The sequence below is a fragment of the Ascidiaceihabitans sp. genome, assembly GCF_039986515.1.
In the GTDB taxonomy this organism is placed as follows: Bacteria; Pseudomonadota; Alphaproteobacteria; order Rhodobacterales; family Rhodobacteraceae; genus Ascidiaceihabitans.
On sequence record NZ_JBDWQO010000007.1, the window covers coordinates 916,473 to 936,357 of the forward strand.

General features: G+C 53.8%; 22 protein-coding genes. 14 read left to right on the forward strand and 8 right to left on the reverse strand.

Annotation, left to right across the window (positions count from 1 at the left end; genetic code table 11):
- Positions 1 to 75: 75 nt before the first annotated feature.
- From ABJL60_RS07145 to ABJL60_RS07170, 6 genes are all read left to right on the forward strand, one after another.
- Complete coding sequence (locus ABJL60_RS07145) at positions 76 to 1,059, forward strand: TRAP transporter substrate-binding protein (RefSeq protein ID WP_348373690.1); 984 nt, start codon at positions 76 to 78, stop codon at positions 1,057 to 1,059.
- Between the two features lie 96 nt (positions 1,060 to 1,155).
- A complete protein-coding gene (locus ABJL60_RS07150; RefSeq protein ID WP_348291268.1) occupies positions 1,156 to 1,650 on the forward strand; it encodes a TRAP transporter small permease subunit in 495 nt (164 codons plus the stop codon).
- Positions 1,647 to 2,957 carry a TRAP transporter large permease gene (locus tag ABJL60_RS07155; RefSeq protein ID WP_348373691.1) on the forward strand — a complete coding sequence of 437 codons (1,311 nt, stop codon included), beginning with the start codon at positions 1,647 to 1,649 and terminating at the stop codon, positions 2,955 to 2,957. Before ABJL60_RS07150 ends, ABJL60_RS07155 begins: the two co-directional genes overlap by 4 nt.
- A 94-nt stretch (positions 2,958 to 3,051) precedes the next feature.
- Positions 3,052 to 3,795: a glucose 1-dehydrogenase gene (locus ABJL60_RS07160; protein ID WP_348373692.1), complete on the forward strand. Its 744-nt coding sequence runs from the start codon at positions 3,052 to 3,054 to the stop codon at positions 3,793 to 3,795.
- A 16-nt stretch (positions 3,796 to 3,811) separates the two neighbouring features.
- Positions 3,812 to 4,123 (forward strand): cupin domain-containing protein, encoded by a 312-nt coding sequence (locus ABJL60_RS07165; protein WP_348373693.1) that lies wholly within the window; start codon positions 3,812 to 3,814, stop codon positions 4,121 to 4,123.
- A 2-nt stretch (positions 4,124 to 4,125) separates the two neighbouring features.
- Positions 4,126 to 5,046, forward strand: coding sequence for a sugar kinase (locus ABJL60_RS07170; RefSeq protein WP_348373694.1), 921 nt, complete (start codon positions 4,126 to 4,128; stop codon positions 5,044 to 5,046).
- A gap of 165 nt (positions 5,047 to 5,211) precedes the next feature.
- Here ABJL60_RS07170 and ABJL60_RS07175 read toward each other — a convergent pair whose 3' ends face one another.
- Positions 5,212 to 6,834 carry a thiamine pyrophosphate-binding protein gene (locus ABJL60_RS07175; protein WP_348373695.1) on the reverse strand — a complete coding sequence of 541 codons (1,623 nt, stop codon included), beginning with the start codon at positions 6,832 to 6,834 and terminating at the stop codon, positions 5,212 to 5,214.
- 129 nt (positions 6,835 to 6,963) lie between these two features.
- Here ABJL60_RS07175 and ABJL60_RS07180 point away from each other — a divergent pair, with 129 nt between their 5' ends.
- Entirely contained in the window at positions 6,964 to 7,425 is a 462-nt protein-coding gene (locus ABJL60_RS07180) for an Lrp/AsnC family transcriptional regulator (protein ID WP_108828178.1), read from the forward strand.
- 451 nt (positions 7,426 to 7,876) lie between these two features.
- Here the strand turns inward: ABJL60_RS07180 and ABJL60_RS07185 are convergent, their stop codons facing one another.
- Positions 7,877 to 8,110, reverse strand: a complete 234-nt coding sequence (locus ABJL60_RS07185) for a hypothetical protein (RefSeq protein ID WP_348291256.1) — start codon at positions 8,108 to 8,110, stop codon at positions 7,877 to 7,879.
- 533 nt (positions 8,111 to 8,643) lie between these two features.
- On the opposite strand from ABJL60_RS07185, the gene ABJL60_RS07190 reads away from it, so the two are divergent.
- Both ABJL60_RS07190 and ABJL60_RS07195 read left to right on the forward strand, forming a co-directional pair.
- On the forward strand, positions 8,644 to 8,910 hold the full coding sequence (locus ABJL60_RS07190; protein ID WP_348291254.1) for a hypothetical protein: 267 nt from the start codon (positions 8,644 to 8,646) through the stop codon (positions 8,908 to 8,910).
- A gap of 98 nt (positions 8,911 to 9,008) precedes the next feature.
- Positions 9,009 to 9,350 (forward strand): zinc ribbon domain-containing protein YjdM, encoded by a 342-nt coding sequence (locus tag ABJL60_RS07195; RefSeq protein ID WP_348373696.1) that lies wholly within the window; start codon positions 9,009 to 9,011, stop codon positions 9,348 to 9,350.
- A gap of 65 nt (positions 9,351 to 9,415) precedes the next feature.
- Here ABJL60_RS07195 and ABJL60_RS07200 read toward each other — a convergent pair whose 3' ends face one another.
- Both ABJL60_RS07200 and ABJL60_RS07205 read right to left on the reverse strand, forming a co-directional pair.
- Positions 9,416 to 10,567, reverse strand: a complete 1,152-nt coding sequence (locus tag ABJL60_RS07200; RefSeq protein ID WP_348373697.1) for an amidohydrolase — start codon at positions 10,565 to 10,567, stop codon at positions 9,416 to 9,418.
- Between the two features lie 128 nt (positions 10,568 to 10,695).
- On the reverse strand, positions 10,696 to 10,902 hold the full coding sequence (locus tag ABJL60_RS07205) for a hypothetical protein (protein WP_348373698.1): 207 nt from the start codon (positions 10,900 to 10,902) through the stop codon (positions 10,696 to 10,698).
- A 360-nt stretch (positions 10,903 to 11,262) separates the two neighbouring features.
- Here ABJL60_RS07205 and ABJL60_RS07210 point away from each other — a divergent pair, with 360 nt between their 5' ends.
- On the forward strand, positions 11,263 to 11,502 hold the full coding sequence (locus ABJL60_RS07210; protein WP_348373699.1) for a hypothetical protein: 240 nt from the start codon (positions 11,263 to 11,265) through the stop codon (positions 11,500 to 11,502).
- Positions 11,503 to 11,547: 45 nt separating this feature from the next.
- Here ABJL60_RS07210 and ABJL60_RS07215 read toward each other — a convergent pair whose 3' ends face one another.
- From ABJL60_RS07215 to ABJL60_RS07230, 4 genes are all read right to left on the reverse strand, one after another.
- A complete protein-coding gene (locus ABJL60_RS07215; protein WP_348373700.1) occupies positions 11,548 to 12,051 on the reverse strand; it encodes a hypothetical protein in 504 nt (167 codons plus the stop codon).
- A gap of 87 nt (positions 12,052 to 12,138) precedes the next feature.
- Complete coding sequence (locus ABJL60_RS07220) at positions 12,139 to 12,822, reverse strand: hypothetical protein (protein WP_348373701.1); 684 nt, start codon at positions 12,820 to 12,822, stop codon at positions 12,139 to 12,141.
- Positions 12,823 to 12,825: 3 nt separating this feature from the next.
- Complete coding sequence (locus ABJL60_RS07225) at positions 12,826 to 14,232, reverse strand: selenium-binding protein SBP56-related protein (RefSeq protein WP_348291240.1); 1,407 nt, start codon at positions 14,230 to 14,232, stop codon at positions 12,826 to 12,828.
- 65 nt (positions 14,233 to 14,297) lie between these two features.
- Positions 14,298 to 15,056 carry an IclR family transcriptional regulator gene (locus ABJL60_RS07230; protein ID WP_348373702.1) on the reverse strand — a complete coding sequence of 253 codons (759 nt, stop codon included), beginning with the start codon at positions 15,054 to 15,056 and terminating at the stop codon, positions 14,298 to 14,300.
- Positions 15,057 to 15,145: 89 nt separating this feature from the next.
- On the opposite strand from ABJL60_RS07230, the gene ABJL60_RS07235 reads away from it, so the two are divergent.
- From ABJL60_RS07235 to ABJL60_RS07250, 4 genes are all read left to right on the forward strand, one after another.
- A complete protein-coding gene (locus ABJL60_RS07235; protein WP_348291237.1) occupies positions 15,146 to 16,258 on the forward strand; it encodes an S-(hydroxymethyl)glutathione dehydrogenase/class III alcohol dehydrogenase in 1,113 nt (370 codons plus the stop codon).
- Positions 16,259 to 16,261: 3 nt separating this feature from the next.
- Positions 16,262 to 17,134, forward strand: a complete 873-nt coding sequence (locus ABJL60_RS07240) for an MBL fold metallo-hydrolase (RefSeq protein WP_348291235.1) — start codon at positions 16,262 to 16,264, stop codon at positions 17,132 to 17,134.
- 37 nt (positions 17,135 to 17,171) lie between these two features.
- Positions 17,172 to 18,386, forward strand: coding sequence for an FAD/NAD(P)-binding oxidoreductase (locus tag ABJL60_RS07245; protein WP_348373703.1), 1,215 nt, complete (start codon positions 17,172 to 17,174; stop codon positions 18,384 to 18,386).
- A gap of 446 nt (positions 18,387 to 18,832) precedes the next feature.
- Positions 18,833 to 19,783, forward strand: coding sequence for an AraC family transcriptional regulator (locus tag ABJL60_RS07250; RefSeq protein WP_348291230.1), 951 nt, complete (start codon positions 18,833 to 18,835; stop codon positions 19,781 to 19,783).
- Positions 19,784 to 19,885: the final 102 nt, after the last annotated feature.

Consider the following 19,885-nt stretch of genomic DNA (forward strand, 5'->3'; position numbering starts at 1 on the left):
CCAAACCGCCCTCGCACAGATTGCCGGCCACAAAAGGCGGGTCAAAAAGTTTTGAACCTGATCTGGGAGGATAGAATGTTCAACTTCTCACTAAAAACCATGGCCGTTTCGGCAGCCTTACTTGGCTCTGTTACGGCAGTGAGCGCTGAAACCGTTTTGCGCGGCGCCAGCATGTTTGACGAAGACCATGCGTTCACAAAAACAATGCGTGAATTCGAACGCCTTGTTGCAGAAAACTATGATGGCGATGTGTCATTTGACCTGCGCTTGAATGGCGAATTGGGGGTTGAATCCGATTATGTGACCTACCTCAATCAGGGTGTCGCTGTGGATTACACGATCCTCGCGCCTTCAAACATGGCCGTCTTCTCTGACTCTATCCCCTTGATGGACATGCCGTTCCTGTTCCGCGATTTGGATCATTGGAATGCTGTCTTGTCTTCGGATGCCTTTGCCCCCCTCGAAGCGGATCTGCGTGAAGCGGCGGGCATTGTGATCGTCGGCTACCACGGTGGAGGCGTCCGCAACCTGGTCTCAGCCGAGCCAATCACCAGCATGGAAGAACTTGCCGATCACCGTATGCGCGTCATGGGTGCGCCTATTCAGGCACAAACCTTTGATGCTGTGGGGGCTGCGCCGGCAGCGATTGCGTACAACGAAGTCTACAATGCAATCCAGACGGGCGTGATTGCAGGCTTTGAAAACGAAGCGGCGTCGATCCAGAACCTGAAGTTCTACGAAGTTGCGCCGCATATTTCGCTGACACAGCACACCATTACAGTGCGCCCAATTGTGTTTTCTGCGAAAGTTTTTGATGCGCTGGACGCTGACCTTCAGGCCGCCATCAAAGCGGCTGGTGCCGAAGCAGGGGCGTTTGGTCGTGCATTGGAATCCGGTGCAGACGGTGAAATCCTGAAAGAAATGGAAGCAGCCGGTCAGGTTGTGATCCACCAATTCGAAGGCCGTGATCAAATGCTTGAATTGGTAGGACCGGTTCAGGACGCCTACGCGGCTCAGCTTGGTGCGACAGAGCTTCTCGAAAACGTTCGCGGTATGTGATCTCCCGGTTACCGGGCGGAGGACGGTTTTTCCTCCGCCCGTTGGCGCAAACTTTGGATGCGGCCTGCCGCGTCCCACTGCGAATTAGGGCAGATCATGTTTGGACGATATCTTGATAAGTTCTGCAAAGGGCTTCGAATTCTGCTTGGCGTTTTGATGGGCGCACTTGCCGTTCCCGTCGCGATGCAGGTTATCTCTCGCTATACGGGATTGATCCCGACATTTCTTTGGACCGAAGAACTGGCAACCTTCTTGTTTATCTGGATCGTCATGATCGGTTCTGTCGTCGCCGTCTGGGATGGTACTCATTTTGACGTCCGCATCACACGTGATGCCAAGGGACCTTTCGCGCGATTGGTACAAGACGGTGTCGTCCACGTTGCGATCATGGTTTTTGGGGCTTTGTTCCTGTTCTACGGCATTGAATATGCTGAATTTGGCGGCAAACAACGGTCGGTCATGATGCGCGCAAATCTGATGATCACACATATTTCTGTGCCAATCGCAGGCGGACTTTGGCTTTTGTTGTCCGGTTACCGTTTGGTCGAAGCCTTCACAGCATTTCGCAGCCGCGAAGGGACCCCGTCATGATACTTGATACAGGAACCGCGGCGGCCATTCTGATTGCTGGATTTTTGGCTTTGATCTTTATCCGCATCCCTGTGGCTTTTGCGTTGGGGCTGTCGACAATTCCCGTTGTGCTGCTTGAGCTGCGCCTGACACCATTTATAGTTCTGGACCGAATGTTCCAGTCTTACAATTCGTTCATCCTGCTTGCTGTTCCGTTCTTTTTATTGGCGGCGAACCTGATGAATTCAGGCAGAGTCACCGACCGCCTGATCGAGCTTGCCCGCGTCTTGACGGGCTGGATGCCCGGTGGGCTGGGTCATGTGAACGTCGCGGTATCCATGTTGTTTGCCGGCATTTCCGGGTCTTCCACGGCGGATGCGGCAGGCATAGGCAAAATCCTGATCCCCGCGATGCAGAAAGAGGGCTACGATACCCGCTTTGCCGTGGCAATTACGGCGTGTTCTTCGGTGATGGGGGTGATCATTCCGCCGTCGATCCTGATGATCGTCTGGGGCGGCGTCATGCAGGTATCTGTCGGGGCGTTGTTTCTGGGCGGTGCAATCCCGGGTCTGATGATCGGACTGGCCTTGATGGCGACGGTCTACGGCTTTGCAAAGGCCCGCAATTATCCGGTCACAGCCTCGCCCAACTGGGCCGAATTCTGGGCCGCTTTGAAGGGGGCTGCTTTGGCCCTGCTAACGCCCGTCTTTGTGATTGGCGGGATCGTTGGTGGCCTTGTAACGCCCACAGAAAGCGCCATCATCGCCGCAGGCTACGCACTGATCTTGGGCATGTTTGTATACAAAACAGTCACCCCCAAAGACCTCGGTGGCATTTTGTATGACACGGCACGCTTTGCTGCGATTTCGCTTTTTGCAATTGGCACGGCGTCGGCGTTCGGGTGGTTGTTGTCCTTCTATAACGCACCACGCCTGATCGTCAGCGTACTGACCGCATGGGAATTCGGACCCTTTGGCACGGCTTTGTTAATCGCGGCTTTGTTCTTGGTCTTTGGTCTGTTCATTGATGCGATCCCGACAATCATCATCCTTGGCACGGTCCTGATGCCCGTGGCACAGGCCGGGGGCATTGACCCGATCGCGTTCGCCATCATTGGCATTGTCTCGCTTGCGTTCGGGCTGGTTACCCCGCCCTACGGATTGTGTTTGCTTATCTCCGCAGCAATCGGAGGGCTGAATGTGGTGCAGGTCCTGCGCGAGGTTGTGTTCATTCTTGCGCCGATGTTGATCATCTTAATCTTGCTGGCTGCATTCCCCGAAATCATTCTCTGGCTTCCGAAAACGATCATGCCGGGGGCATTCCGATAACAACTGCCGCCTCCGCATGTCTTACGTACGCGGCGGCAGTCCACACATAAACAATCAAAGGCGGGGGCGCTCTCTCGCTAAAGGAAGGATCACTATGAAACTTGCAGGCAAAACCGCCATCGTTACCGGAGCAGGCCGCGACATCGGCGCAGCAATTGCAACCAAACTGGCCTCTGAAGGGGCCAATGTTGCAATCAATTATTTCTCTAGCTCCGAAGGCGCCGATGCCACCGTTGCTGCCATCAAAGCAGCTGGGGGCAATGCCTTCGCCATGCAGGGCGATCTAAACAAGGAAGCCGATGTAACAGCCCTTGTTGCCAAGACGGTCGAAGCATTTGGCAGCGTCGACGTTCTTGTAAACAATGCTGGCGGTTTGATCGCCCGGAAGACCATTGCCGAGATGCCCGTTGAACATTGGAACGCCGTCATGAGCCTGAACGTGACCAGCACGTTTCTTATGACACAGGCCTGTTTGGCTGTGATGAAATCTGGCGCAATCGTCAATCTGGCCAGCCAGGCCGGTCGGGACGGCGGTGGACCGGGGGCTGTTGCATATGCCACAGCCAAGGGTGCTGTGATGACGATGACCCGTGGATTGGCCAAAGAACTTGGTCCGGATATCCGCGTCAACGCCTTGTGCCCAGGCATGATCGACACTGACTTTCACAACATCCACACACCCGATGCGGGTCGCCGTGGCTTTGAAGCAAATGCACCATTGAAACGTCAGGGCCATGTAGATGACGCGGCCAACCTCGTTTTGTTCCTTGCCTGCGATGACAGTGCCTTTGTCACAGGCACCAATGTTGATCTGAATGGCGGCATGCTATTTTCGTAAAGTCAGGAGTCACACAGTGTCCCATTTTCCAATTGTCTCCACCGGTGCCCATGTCACGCGTCAGGTGCTGTCAGACCACCCTGACCTTATGGTTGTTGCCTTTCGGTTTGAAGCATCTGGTGCGATAGGTGCATTGCACGATCACCCACATGTGCAGTCAACCTATGTGGAAAGCGGCCGGTTCCGGTTCACACTCGGCGATACAGATCAGGAATTCGGCCCCGGCGACAGTTTTGTCGTCCCTTCTGGTCAAACCCATGGCTGCGTCTGCCTGATCCCGGGGACGCTTGTCGACAGTTTTACCCCGCGCCGCGATGACTTCTTGTAATCATGAAACGTGTTCTCGCAATTGGCGAATGTATGGCAGAGCTGGCGCCAGCGGGTCAGCCGCGCGATTTCACGCTTGGCTTTGCCGGAGACACCTTCAACACGGCTTGGTATCTGGCCCAAATCGCGCCTGATCTGGACATCAGCTATTTTACGGCGGTTGGGGACGACAGAATTTCACAGGATATGCGGTCGTTTATCGACGCAAGCGGGATAAATTCCACGGCTGTCCAAGTGATCCCCGACAAGACGGTTGGACTGTATCTGATCCACCTCAACAATGGTGAAAGAAGCTTTTCATATTGGCGCGATAGTTCGGCAGCAAGACAGCTGGCCGTCGATGTTGCAGCCCTTGAAACGGCGATGGCAGAGGCGGATTTCATTTATTATTCTGGCATAACACTGGCCATCCTTGATCAGCCGTCGCGGGAAAATCTGTTTCAGGCGCTGCGGCAGGCCAGACGACACGGTAAAGAGGTTGCATTTGATACAAACCTCAGGCCGCGTCTGTGGACCAACACACAGCAGATGACATCAACGACCATGCAGGCGGCAGCCTGCTGTGACCTTGTGATGCCGTCATATGATGATGAAGCCGTGTGGTTTGGGGATCACAACGCGCAAGACACAATTGAGCGTTATGCAAGGGTTGGCGTGCGCCAGATTGTGGTGAAAAACAGCGATCAGTCGGTGGTGTTCCAAACGCCAAACCAGCGCGGCACCGTGACGGTTGATCCGGTAACAGATGTCATCGACACAACCGCAGCAGGAGACAGTTTCAACGCAGGCGTTTTTGCTGAAATCCTAATGGGACGCGATATTGCGACCGGCATCGAACGGGGCTGTCAGTTGGCGCGACAGGTTGTTCAGCACAAAGGCGCGCTGGTGTCTGTGCCGCCCCAAGGCAAAGGCATTGCGCAATGAAAAAGACATGGCGCTGGCTCGGCCCTTCGGATGCGATTGCGATATCGGACATTGTCCAGACCGGTGCACGCGGCATTGTCTCGGCTTTCCAGACTTGCGCGGCAGCGGCACACTCAAGCCGACAACGGTCATGACCTGATCGGGGCTTTTCCCCTTTTAACCGGTTCAAATGCGCATGCGGGGCACGTCGCTGGGGTCCAATCGTAAATCGATCAAAATGGGCTTGTTGCGATCAGCGACTGCCTCTAACGCGCCTTCAAGCTGTTCTTTTGATGTCACTTCAATCCCTTCGCCACCAAGAGATCTCGCAACCTGCGCAAACGAAGGCCACTGGAATTGTGTTAGGCTGGGGTCCATTTTGCGATCAACAAACTGGATATGCTCGGCCCCATAGGCTGAATCGTTTGCAATGATCACGATCAGATCAAGACCAAGCCGAACCGCCGTGTTGAATTCGTTGATGCCGCCCATCATGAACCCACCATCGCCGCTAAAAAGAACAATGGGGCGATTCGGCGCTGCAACCCCGGCGCCGACGGCGGCCTGCAGCCCCAATCCGATGGCACCAAAGTTGACTGTGCTGACAAAGCTTTGCGGGTCCGGCACGGACACACGGCACCACACTTCCGTCATGAAACGCCCCCCGTCGGTGACCAGAATTTTGTTTTTTGGCAAGGCGTCTTCCAACTGCGTCAATGCCTGCACATAGTTGATAACACCCTCAGTCGCGGTGTGCGGTCCGGTCTCATGTGTGGCGAGTGTCCAAGGCTCAAGCTCTGCGGTAAAACCGCTTGCCGCAATCTCGGCTTCATCAAGCCAATACATGATTTTATCGGCGGTCAGCCCAGCATCAGCCACCAATGCGATGTCCGGATGCAAACCACCTCCGATTGCGGACGGCTGCACATCTATCTGGATGATGCGTTTGCCTGCCATCAGTTTGCCGCGATCCGTTGTAAAATCATGCAATGCTGTTCCAAAGCAAAGTATACAATCAGATTGCTGGGTCAGGTCATAGGCTGCCGGCGTCGATAAGGTTCCAAATATGTCAATGTTATAGGGGTGATCATTGAACAAACCCTTGGCTTGCAGGGTCGTCGCAAGCGGTGCTTCCAATCGGTCCGCTAGCGCGGTCAGTTGCTCGCGCGCAGCAAGTGCGCCGCCACCCGCCAGAACCAAGGGCCGTCTTGCAGATGCGATCATACCAATGGCGTTGTCCAGCAATTCGCTTTGCGCAACATCACCCGGAGCTGCAAAGACATTCAGGACCTGTTTGTCATAATCCGCTTCCTGCCACATGAAATCTGCAGGCATGTTAAGCACGATGGGGCGGCGTTCGACCTGCGCACGGTAGAATGCGCGCGCAACGTCCTGCGCCGTTGTGCCAGGGGTACGAAGCTGTTCAAATCCCGCGCCTGTGGCCATCACAATCTCGCGTTGATCAATGCTTTGCAAATGGCGTGGATTGTCCGCAGGCGTATCGCCCGCCAAAATGACAATCGCTGCATGGCCTCGCACGGCTTCGGTCAGGGCGGTCATGCAATTTGACAAGGCAGGCCCATGGGTGACGGTTGCCACGCCAACATCCCCGGACACTCGTGCAAAAGCAGACGCCATCAAAACGGTGCTTCCTTCGTGAACCGCTGGCACAAAATGCCCACCACAGTCCCGAACGAAACTGTCTACCATAAACAGGTTTGCATCCCCCATAAGCCCGAACAGTGTTGTCACCCCGTGATCGTGGATCGCGCGGGCAACGGATTGGTAGACATAGTTTTTGCGGCTCATAAAGTGTCCCTTTCTGCGAAGTTGAAACAAGTTTATCACTTGGATTTGGGGGAAATCGGTCGCATACATTGACTAATGTGTAATTGCTGGACCAATTATTTCTAAAAATGGCCAATATGAGGTGACTTTATTCTTGATCCGTTCGAAAAACTAATCCTGAAGGTTTTGCAGCGCGACGGGCGTGCCAGCAGTCAGGCGCTGTCGGATGCCGTTGGTTTGTCTCCCTCCCCGTGCTGGCGACGTGTCAAGCGACTGGAGGATGAAGGTTTCATTACCCGCTACGCCGCAATCGTGGACGGCAAAAAGCTGGGTTTGAACGCATTGGCCCATGTTCAGGTGTCTTTGATCAATCATGATGCTGTGTCGATAGATAAATTTCATGCCTTTGTTGAAACCAACGACCAAGTGCTTGAATGTGCGTCCATCACAGGCGACTTTGACTATATCCTCAAAGTTGCTGCAACGGATCCGGAAGCTTTGGAACACTTCATCATGTCCCGCCTTTTGCGACTTGGTGTCGTGCGCACGACCACCACCAATTTTATCTTACGGCAAATGAAAGTGTCCGGGGCACTTCCGGTCGATACGTAACGGCAAAATCAAGCCGACAGCGCACTGGCACCTTCCGGACATTGGGGATGTTCGTATAAATCACAGGAATGGCCGCATCATGATTGTCAGGTCTGGACACAAATGACATGTGCGATGACTTTGACCCCGTTCATAGCCGTTTGGGCAGCCTCTTTTCAGGACTGCCCGAAAAGAGGCGATGATGGGTATGCGCGCGGCTCAGAACGGCGCGAACCCGTCACTTTTTGCGGTTGGCAACACCCATCTTTTTACCGCACTGACAGCTTTTGGTACCGCGTTTCGTGGTGGGATCTGACCGTTCTCGCAATAAAGGTTAAGGTTGATGTTCAGCGTGACTGATGACGCATCGATGTGCGCCTGTAGCGGTCCATCAAGCCTGTGTAGAAATTCTGGAAACTGGGCGCGGCCAGATAGCCTTCGGACCGGGTGTTAAGCATCGCACCGCCCCTGTTCAAAGATATCCCGTAAGGCGGCCGCAGCGGAATGTCCTCCTATGTCGCCGCGTCAAGGTAGGCCCGCAGCGTCTGCAGCTTTTCGGGGTCGAAGAACTGGTTTTATAGGCATCGATTTCATCTGCCACGAGCGCTTTGTTGATGGTGCCCATCGCTTCGGCTTCGTCCGCGTCAAAATCGCGTGCGCTTAGGATGATTTCCAAAGCACGCCCCAGACCGGTTTGGCGTGCCATGCGCGACGCGCCAATTCGTGACCACCGCCGCGTGCAAACCCTTCAAACTTGGCAATTGTCGCCTGCGGAACTTTCGAGATGCGTTGCAGATGGCCTGAAAGTCCAGAAGCTGCGCCTGACGGTGGGGTTTGTGAACATGGTAGTTGACCGTGGCTGCCTGTCTCATCGGATGGTCCTTTCTGTCTCTTGGATTTGTAGACACCCCCCTTAAGGAATATAAAAACCAGCAAGATATGATTTCATTGTTCTGAAAAAGTATAAAATCGACATACATAGCCTCCGCCTTTTTGTTCTCGCCAGTGAAACCCTGAACATCAGCGCAGCAGGACGGACGCTGGGCATGGCACCTGTCGGACGCGCAATTCGATCTGATCAAGGGCAGCTATGACCTTGCCTTGCGCAATGCAGTTCTTGAAAATAGCAGCCTAACGGCCCGAAAATTGGCAGACGACACACGCGTCTTTTGCGCATCGCCAGCTTATGTCACGCAATAGGACGCACCAAGTGATCCGGACGATCTGAAGTCCCATCGCGTGATCGCCTTCCGCGATCTGGAACCCCGTCGCCTGATATCGCAAGATGGCGCACAGGCCGCGTTCGATCCAAAACAAGCAGCGCACCGGTTGATCCTGAATGACGGAATGACGCAAAAATGCGCGACCTTGGATAGTGCAGGGCTTTCTGTGAATTCGCGCTGGTTGGTCTATCCCCAAAGCAATGTTGTGTCTGCTAAAGTCCGCGTTTTTATGGACGTCCTTATTGAGCATACCGGACGGTCACCTGCATGGGCTGAAAGGTAGACGCAACGCGGTGTGACGTGTCCATGTCTAGATCCGGTTTGGGCGGTTTCTTTTCACAGGGTATGGATAGCCTCAAATTGTGGCGCTATAGCAATCCTATGACCGATACATTGCCCCCTTGCACAGAATGCGCCTCAACCTTCACTTATCAAGTCGATGCTTTGCTTAACTGTCCAGAGTGTGGGCATGAATGGGAACAGGGATTGCCATCGGATGACGTGGCAGTGGTCCGCGACAGTGTCGGCAACGTTTTGCATGACGGTGATACGGTCACTGTGATCAAGGATCTGAAAGTTAAGGGATCTTCTTTGACCGTCAAAGTGGGGACCAAAGTTCGTGGTATTCGCCTTGTCGACGGGGATCACGATATTGACTGCAAAGTTCCGGGCGTTGGCCAGATGGGGCTAAAGTCCATATTCGTAAAGAAGGTATCCGACTGAGTTTTGCCAGGGCGCCTCACGCGACGCCAATCCCTGCCTTTGCGCCTGCGTCGGGAATGGCAGTGCTAAGCTGATCCCAACAAATCGCGTGTGATGCGTTCAAAGATGGCGCTTCCAATCGGGATCAGATCATCGGGAAAATCATAGTCCGGATTGTGCAGTGCCGCATAATCTTCACCCGGCCCCAAACATAACATCGCAGCCTTGGCCCCCCACCCGAATACGCCAAAGTCCTCTGACGCACGCATAGGAACACCCGCATCACCGTAAGGGACATTGATTGCGTCCATGGCTTGTGTTGCTACGACATAGGCATCTGGATCATTGATGGATGCCGCAAAGTTATCGCAAACCTCAAAATCAACACTTAGCCCGAATTTCTTTGCTGCCGTGATGGCAAGGGTGCGGGCCTCGGTCTCAAGATGTTCCATGCCTTCGTCACCTGCTGTCCGCAGGGTGGCAAACACCTCGGCGGCACCCGGCGCAACGCCAAATGTTGGTTCGCCAATCTGAACATGTGTCACCGTCACCAAACGGAAATCATCATCAAGCGATCCCCCCTGCCCCAAAGCATCCAGCGCAAGGATCAATCCGGCAACCGCATGGGCCGGGGAAATCCCGTCTTCGGGGTCGGCTGCATGTGCGGTTTTGCCGCCAAGTTTGATCTTAAGTCCCAATGACGCGCAATTCACCAGTCCGGGACAGGTAGAGACGTACCCGAACGGCCGTCCGGGTTCGATGTGAATGGCAAACGCCCAATCTGCTTGAATGTCTTGATAGGCAGGATCGGCGACAACAGCTTTCGCGCCGCTTCCGTCTTCTTCTGCCGGCTGGAACATAAGCACGACACGCCCATGCGCCACAGGTTGGCGGGAAATCATGCGCCCCAATGCAAGCAGCATCGTCATGTGCCCGTCATGGCCGCAAACGTGACTCTTTCCGCGGATCAGCGACGACCACGCGATGTCGTTGCGTTCTTCAATAGGGAGCGCGTCAAGCTCGGCACGAAAAAGGACTGTTGGACCGTCTATTCCGCTGTCAAAAACGGCCGCCACGCCGTGACCACCCAATCCAGTCAAAATGCGTGTTGGTGATAGTGGTTTTAGTGCATCTGCTATTTTGCGGGCGGTTTCTACTTCTTCCCCGGACAATTCAGGATGGCGGTGAAGCGCACGGCGAAATTCAGTAAGATCTATCAAATCAAGGTTTGTTAGCATTTTTGCGCCGCTTTCGAAGTCAGTTCCGCTGATCAGTACCTGCCATAATCAAATCTGGGAACAAGTGCCATGCGCCATACGGCAACACCGCAAAGACATGCAAACGGGCAAGCCAATCGGCAGATGCCCTAAAACGGCCCCGGGTTTCCGGGATGCAGCGTATCAGACCCAAGGCCGGGCAAATCAATTGGATCGTCATCGCCCGTCATCCCGCGCATTTTTTTCAACGCCTCTTTCGCGGACGCCCATTTATCATGCGTCAGAATAGCATCGGGACGCACCAACACAGTACACACACCATTGAATGTGATGGTCCCTTGGCGGGTGTAGGTCATATCGCCAATCCTGTTTGGCGCATCCAGATCAAGCCAACGGACAATGCGCCAAGACCGGCAGAGACCTTGCTCATCCAGGTCAATGTCGCAACCGCGCTTTGCAGCTCGCTTAAGGTTGCACCTTCGTCTTGTAGCTTTTGGCCGCTTTGGCCGCATCCGAAATGGCCTTGGCGCCTTTCTGGACCTTACAAACATAGCCCTTGGCGTCTTTTACCTGATGCGATGCCGCTGATGCGGCCAGTCACACCTGCTGTTCGCGCATCGCGTAAATTTGTCAGAGCTTCCGAAGGGGAACCGACAAATGAGTTTCCCCGATTTTTAACAGCGCCAATTTCCTAGTTTGCCTCAAGGAGAAGAAACATGGGTCTTCCACGCGAGGTCGCACAAATCCTGCATTCGAATGAAGCTGCTAGATTGCGCTGTCACAAGTCTTGTGACGAAGCAAAGGGGTGTATCGGGTTGGAGGCCTTAACGCTTGAACAACTTCAGCTTCTATATAGCACCGAAGAAGGCTACAGGCTGACCAAATTGGGCGAAGATGCCGTGCAATACTCTCAGAATGCACCGTCTTTGTCTGTCCCTCCAATCTTGAAAAAATAGCTAAAGCTAACTCTGAAACTTCACCAGCGGCCCTAAGCAGACCTTTTAAACTTTTCCAGAGAACGGCAGCAAAAGCCCCTCTTCCACTGATGCTGCTTTTTTCCAATGACAGCTATCCGTGTTCCAAAACATCAGCAAAAAATATGGATGGCCATTGTTGCACATCTTTTCAGAGCTCGTTTCCGGATGTGGAAGACCGCGTCGTAACGGCGGGCAAGATCCGCGGTGGAAAGCCGCCGCCTGCTGATCATGATTTCGCAAGACCCAATGCGACCAGAAGTCATGGGGATTGCCTTTGCTATCGTGGCGCTGCCCAAGGACCTGATTAAACGGCCCATTGCGGACATCCAGCACCTGATCGCGATGCTGCGGTCGCAGTCCGCATAGCGGACATTGACCCGTGAGCGCAGCATCTTGGCGTGCTGTATGACAACTTTGCGGGACGAAGCCGCCTTTTTCGGTGGCGATTTTTGCTGGCGCAGCATTTCCTCGCATGTGCAGCAAAGCATATTCTGTAATGCAACGGTTTTCCCTGAAGCAGCTATTCACTTAGGTTGATCTTGCTTGGAAACGAGATCCTAAACTTATGATCTTCTTAATCTCAACTTGGATGCCCCGAAAGTCGTACATCTGACTTCAATGATGGACCCCAAAGGCAGAAAATATGCCAAACGCACCGACGATGATAAGGCTCAGCGCCCAAACCAAATCTAGGTTGAACCAACTTTTTGAAATGAATTTCAAACCGAACCAAGAATAAACAAAGATCGCAATCGCAGCACCCGCGAAAGTCATGGCAAAGGTATGCGTTGCGGCTACTAGAAAGGCAGTCACCACATTATTGCCCATGAGCGCTTGAGCAGCTGCATGGCCCGTCCCGGTCACGCTCTCGCCCGGCACCAAAAGCCCGCAAATACCAAGGTAGATCGGCACAAGCATCAATCCCGCACCATGCGCAGTGGCGGCAAGAAACGACCAAAGTCCTAGTTTGGCGGGATGAACACGGGCCAGAATTTTCGGGTGCCGACGATTAATCAGAAGATAAATACCCATAACGATCACAAGCACGCCTGCGCCGATCCGGATTTCATGCTCGTTGTTGATAAGAAAAACCATCATCGAGAACGGGAGCAAAATGACAATCATCGCGAGGAAGTGGCCTGTCGCCAGCATCGCGAGCGCCTTAACCATTGCCGATTTTTTACGCTCAAATAAGGCTGATGAAACAGCCAAAGGCCATCCCATACCCGGGTTCACGCCGTGGTAGACGCCCGAAAAAATGACGGCCCACCAAAGGGCCGTCAATGTCATATCTTCCATCAGTTATACCGACGGATAGCAGAAGCTGTCTGTTGAACAGTCCCCGCCTTCAAGCCGGATCTGGTGGGCGCGCATGTTCTCGGGGAAGTCGATGTAGAAGTCTTTATCCAGCGCAAAGCTTCCGTCCTCCCCAACATTTGCCATCACCATCTGTCCACCTTCTTGATGCGGGTAGAACTGGTTGTCCCAAGATGAGTAAAGCGAGTTCGTCCAGTACACGCGTTTCCCGTCACGGCTGATCTCGACCATCTGCGGGCCATAGATAACATCTTTGCCATTGGGGTGCTTGTGTTCTGTGGCGATACCGCCAAGCTCGACCTTGCCGTTCAATACAGGGTTCATCGGATCGGATACATCGTATTGATGCATCTCACCCAGCCCCCAGCAGGCCACATAGAGGTACTTGTCATCGAGGCTGAGATCGATGTCAGTGACCAATGGTGGCACAGCACCAAAGCCTTTCAGCAACTCAGGCAGGTTTTCGGGGTCTTCTGGGCGTGGATCAATGGTGATGGTCTTTTTGGACTGCCACACACCGTCGTCATCACGCCACCATGTGAAGATTGCGCCCTGCAGATTGGTTGTATCGACGACAACACCACAGAATCCATAGGATTTGGTGGGATCGTGGGCGGGTCGAATTTCGAGCGCCATTTGATAGTTTTCGCCAAAGTCCATCGTCTGGATGTTCTTACGTGCGCGCAGGTCCCAGAAGTGGATTGAGTGGCCGTATTTGTTGGACAACAGGTCCTCTGCGACGACGCCATTTTCATATTGCGGCGGCAGCCCCCATTCGGAGCTGACCATGTAGTCCTGCGGCAGGTTCCACCAGAAGTCATAGTGCTTGTCCTGCGCACCACGGTCCATCTCGTAGCGGCCGATGATCTCAAACGTCTCGCAATCCATGATGAAAATACCAGGAGGGCCGTCTGTCCCGTCCTCACCGCCGCCACCGAGGGTCGACACGTAGATGCCCTCAGGCCCGCAGTGGATTGTGTGAGGGCGCGAGTAACCTGTTTTTTCAAACAACTCTTCGGGTTCGATGATCTTGTGGATGTGTGCCTTCAGCGGATCTTTGACGTCAAAGATAAAGATGCGTGAAGACCGGATTCCGGGCACAATAAGGTACCTGCGTTCTACAAACGCATGCCCCGACAAAGGCGACAATGAGGACGAACAGGCGTTCCAGCCAAAGTGGTGGAATTCGTCGCCCGTGGTTTCGGTCATCACAGTGTGGACGATCTCGCCGTAAGTATCGGAGCCACTTCGCAGATCGATAACTGCCAACCCGTCATGCTGGTCCTTGTCTTTGCCAAGCATCACCGTAAATGCAAAATTTTCTGGTGGCGCTTCCATCGCAAGTTTCGCCGACGCGTGAAATGTTGGATCCGGTTTCATCGGTTTATTCATTTGTATTCCTCCCTAAGATTATCCCCACCTCCATGGGGTTCGAAACAAACGTGGCCTTGGTCTCCTCAAACCTCGCCCACGTTGCATAGTTGGATGGCACCGCTGATCTTTGTTGCAAGCTGGGTCAGCTGGTGCCCGATATTGTGTCTGTATTCCGTCCCGAACCGCCGGACCGGACCAACAGCGCCGACGCTGAAAGTGGCCCCGATGTTTCCGATGGTTACAGGGGCTGCGACGCTAGATATGCCGATATCAATTTCTTGGTCGCAGTCCGCAAACCCTTGGCGGCGGATCAGGTCAAATTCCACCAAAAGATCGTCCCGCGTGGTTTTTGTGTGATCCGTATATGCTTGCAAACCGCCTTTCATGATCGTGTCCTGAAATTCGGTTTCTGCAAAGGCGGCGATGGCCTTGGAGCATGAACAAGCATGTAAAGGACGTTCGCCAATCCCCGGATGAATAAAGGCACGGGCGGGGTCTTCTGGCGTTTCGACGTGGATGATTTCAACCTTGCTGTCACGGAACCGTGCAAGAAAGACTGTCTCATTGAACGTCGTGGCCGCGCCCTTCAACAATGGAGCGGCTACACGTCTTACATCGACATCCGACTTACCCAAAAGCGCGATCCGGATCAGCTTGTCGCCGATCACGTAACGTCCGTCATCATTTGGGTCTTCGATCAACCCTTGTTCATGCAAAGTTTGCATCAGCCGGTAACATGTCGGCTTCGGTATTCCGCTGGCTGTTTGAACTTCTGTCGCAGAAACAGGACGACCGATTACCGCAATAATTTCGAGCAAACTGATAAGGCGTTCGAGATGCATTTTAAATGTGCGCTCTTGTATTGCGAGACAACTTCTCACAAGATGAGAATGAATCGAATGAAAGATCAAGTAATTTTTTGGGAGCAAAAATGCGAACACGTGCCGCCGTCGCCCTTGAGGCTGGAAAACCATTGGTCGTTATGGACGTCGAATTGGACGCCCCTCGCGCCGGAGAGGTCTTGGTTGAAATCAAGGCCACAGGCCTGTGCCACACCGACGAATTCACCCGATCTGGAGATGACCCCGAAGGTATCTTTCCCGCAATCTTAGGCCATGAGGGCGCGGGTGTGGTGATCGAAGTCGGCGAAGGCGTAACGAGCCTTGAGGTCGGCGATCACGTGATCCCGCTTTACACACCCGAATGTCGCGAATGCGAATACTGCCTGAACCCCAAGACGAACCTATGTCAAAAGATCCGTGCCACCCAAGGCGCAGGGCTTTTGCCCGATGGATCAACGCGGTTCAAAATGCTCGATGGAACCCCGATCCACCACTATATGGGGTGTTCCACCTTCGCCAACCACACCGTAGTGCCCGAAATCGCGCTGGCTAAGGTGCGCAAGGACGCGCCGTTCGATAAGATTTGCTATATCGGCTGCGGTGTGACGACTGGTATCGGGGCCGTTATTAATACTGCCAAGGTCGAAATCGGATCGACTGGCGTGGTTTTTGGTCTTGGTGGGATTGGCCTCAATGTGATCCAAGGGCTGCGCCTTGCGGGGGCAGACCAGATCGTTGGCGTTGATCTGAACGACGGCAAAGTCGAGATGGCGACGCGGTTTGGCATGACCGATTTTGTTAATCCGTCAAAAGTGGACGGGGATCTGGTGGCCCATCTGGTCGAGCTTACGGGTGGCGGCGCGGACTACACGTTTGATGCGACGGGCAACGTTGGCGTGATGCGCACGGCGCTGGAATGCGCACACAAGGGCTGGGGTGAAAGCATCATCATTGGTGTCGCGCCCGCTGGAGCCGAGATCAGCACAAGACCATTCCAATTGGTCACGGGGCGCAGCTGGCGCGGCACAGCATTTGGTGGCGCAAGCGGGCGCACAGATGTGCCCAAAATCGTGGATTGGTACATGGACGGCAAGATCGAAATCGACCCGATGATCACCCATAAACTGAAGCTTGAGGACATCAATCACGGGTTTGATTTGATGCACGAAGGCAAATCCATCCGTGCTGTCGTAGAGTTTTAGACAATGCGGCAGTCCGTCCCAGAGGTTCACACGTTCTTTGATGAGGCCACGAATGCGGCATGTCATATCGTGAAGGACCCTGCCTCAAACGCCGTGGCGATTATCGATTCCATTCTGGATTTCGACGCCGCGGCAGGTCGGACCCATACGACACATGCCGACATGCTGATTGATGTGGTGACGCGGAATGGCTGGCAGGTGGCGTGGATACTCGAAACCCACGTCCACGCCGACCATCTGTCGGCCGCGCCCTATCTGGCAGAAAAACTTGGGGGCAAAATCGCGATTGGCGCCAATATCGCGGCAGTGCAAAAGGTCTTTGGTAAAATCTTTAATGCGGGCACCGCGTTCGAGATGGACGGCAGTCAGTTTGATCGTCTGTTCGAGGACGGTGATGTCTTTGCTATCGGAAATCTGGACGTCGTGGTCATGCACACTCCGGGGCACACGCCTGCCTGCGTGACCTACGTCATCGGCGATGCCGCCTTTATCGGTGACACATTATTCATGCCCGATTTTGGCACCGCGCGTGCTGATTTTCCGGGCGGGTCTGCAACCTATCTTTATGCCTCGATCCAACGTATATTGGCATTGCCTGATGAAACGCGCTTGTTCCTGTGCCACGACTATAAAACCAAAACCCGCGATACGTTTTGTTGGCAAACGACAGTCGCAGAGCAAAAGGCCAAAAATGTTCATGTCGGTGGTGGTAAATCCGAAGCAGAGTTTGTTGATTTTCGCACCAAGCGGGACACGCAATTGGCAATGCCAAAACTTATCATTCCGTCCATACAGGTGAATATGAATGCTGGAAAAATGCCCGCGCCTGATACGGATGGGGACATTTATTTGAAGGTGCCAATCAACAAACTGTAAGGCGCATCAGCACAAGGGTTGGGAGGCCCGCATCATCATGGCAGATCATCAAATTCTTATCGTCGGCGGCGGAGCTGCGGGAATTGCGACCGCAGCCAGCCTACACAAGCGTGACGCGTCGTTGCGGATTGCGATCATAGAACCCTCACAGACCCATTACTACCAGCCCGGCTGGACCATGGTTGGTGCGGGTATCTTCAAAAAGGAAGAAACGGCACGATCCACCGCCAGTGTAATGCCTTCATTTGTCACACATATTACAGGGGCTGTGGCGTCATTCCAGCCAGATGAAAACTCGGTCACCCTCGAAGACGGCAAAATGCTCAGCTATGAATATCTCGTGGTAGCTGCAGGGCTTAAGCTTGATTGGTCCGCGATTGAGGGGCTCGAGGATGCGCTTGGCAAGAACGGCGTGACCTCGAACTACCGTTATGATCTTGCACCTTACACATGGGATCTGGTTCAGAAAATGCGCGGGAAAGAGGCGATTTTCACCCAACCACCCATGCCGATCAAATGCGCAGGCGCGCCCCAAAAAGCGATGTATTTATCGTGCTGCACGTGGTCTCAGGCCGGCAAAATCAAAGACATCAATGTGTCATTCTGCAATGCGGGGCCAGTCCTGTTTGGCTGTGCGGATTATGTGCCTCCGCTGATGAAATACGTAGACAGCTATGGCATCAATCTCGACTTCGGGCACAATCTGGTAAAGGTCGACGGGCCCAATCAGACAGCGACCTTTAAAGTGACCAAAGAAGGTGAAGAGCCGCAGCTGGTCGAGCGCAAATTTGATATGCTGCATGTTTGTCCGCCCCAATGTGCACCTGACTTTATCAAGAACAGCCCCTTGGCAAATGAGGGCGGATGGTTGGCCGTCGATCAAGCGACGCTGCAAAGCACCATCGCGTCGAATGTCTTTGGCCTTGGTGACGTGACCTCTACCCCCAATGCTAAAACCGCCGCAGCCGCGCGCAAACAAGCGCCTATCGTTGCTGACAACCTGATCGCACTAATGAAGAGTGCCACAATGCCACAGGCCTATGACGGCTACGGCTCATGCCCGCTGACGGTAGAGCACGGCAAGATCATTCTGGCAGAATTCGGCTACGGTGGAAAACTGATGCCCAGCTTTCCTTGGGACAGCACAAAGCCAAGGCGCGCCGCATGGTTTCTGAAGAAATCGGTGCTGCCTTGGGTCTATTGGAATGCCATGCTGAAAGGCAAAGAATGGCTGACAAAGACGACGTCTTAGATTGCCGCCATTTTGATTGAGATGTTCGATTTAGTCCGGACAACGCTATGGGCGTAACCGTCAATGGTCTGCTGAAAGTCAAATGAATGACGGCTTCTAATGCCGCAATGCCACATGAAAAAACAGCGCAAACGCAGCATAAGTCATGCTGCGGCTGCACGAGGGTTCGCCAATAACGGATGTCGATGTTGTCGGCTGTGTATGCAATGTGCGCGTATTCCAAGTTGCTCATGTCAGCGACGTCTTGTGCAATTGCTTGCGATCCAAACAGGGCAATCGCGGCAATAACTGAGGCAATCGATTTCCTCATTTGAGCTTTCTCCCTAGGCTATCGGCATGTTTGGATACCTCTGCGCCCTCGAGCCCAAGAGTGGCCAAACATTCGAAATCCTGTGCAGATCGTTCAACCCTCTGTACATTCCCGTCAGTAAGAGTAGGTATTTCCCATGCTTGATCTTCTTAGCCATATCCTGACGAACCTTTCGATGCAGGGAACGCTGTACTTCCGCACATCGTTCTCAAAGCCTTGGGGTGTTGCCGTTCCGAGCTACGAGAACGTCGCTCGTTTTCACTTTGCACATCGCGGCGCCTGCTTAGTGTGTGTGGATGGTACAGACGATATCGTTGACCTCGCCCAGGGCGATCTTGTGATCATTCCGCATGGTGCGCCACACTCACTCTATTGTGGACATGAGCCGGAGAAGACAATCCTGCCGCTTGACGCGGTGCTGGAAAAGTCTGGTTATGATGGCTCAGGCGTTCTCGTTTATGGCGGGGAAGAGATGCAGAGCGAGACGCAGCTGGTCTGTGGGCACTTCTCTTTCGATCCGAGCTCGCGTCATGTCCTACTGGACCGTTTGCCACCGTACATTCACCTCAAGAATTATGGTGAAAGTGCCGGGCGCTGGATGGAAGCCACGCTCCGCATGATCGGGGAGGAAGCCGGTGGAGCAAAGTTGGGTGGCGACCTAATTGCATTGAAGATGTCAGAAGCGATCTTCGCGCAAGCCATCCGCAGCTTTATCGACGGCGATGAGGCAACGGAATGGGGGTTGGGCGCATTCTCTGACAAGAACCTCAGCCGCGCCCTTGATGCTTTTCACAAGACACCGACAGAGGGTTGGACGGTGGAAACCCTCGCCCAAGCCGCCGGCATGTCGCGGACTAGCTTTGCCGTTCAGTTCCACAAGACGATGAATATAACGCCCTTAGAGTATGTTACGCGTTGGCGGATGGAGCTTGCGAAGCGCGTACTACAGGAACCGGGCGCATCGCTTTCTGAAGCGGCTGAAAATGCAGGGTACTCTTCCGACTCGTCCTTCACACGTGTCTTCAAAAAAGAGACTGGGATGACACCAGCCGAATTCCGCAAGTCTCAAAACCTCGTTCGTACATAAGATTGAACGATCTGCGAATTTTTGCAGACTTCCGGACATGGATGCATCCGAACCCAGCGCCTAATTTGACCTCATCAATGCTGCGTCGCAGCTCAAACTCTG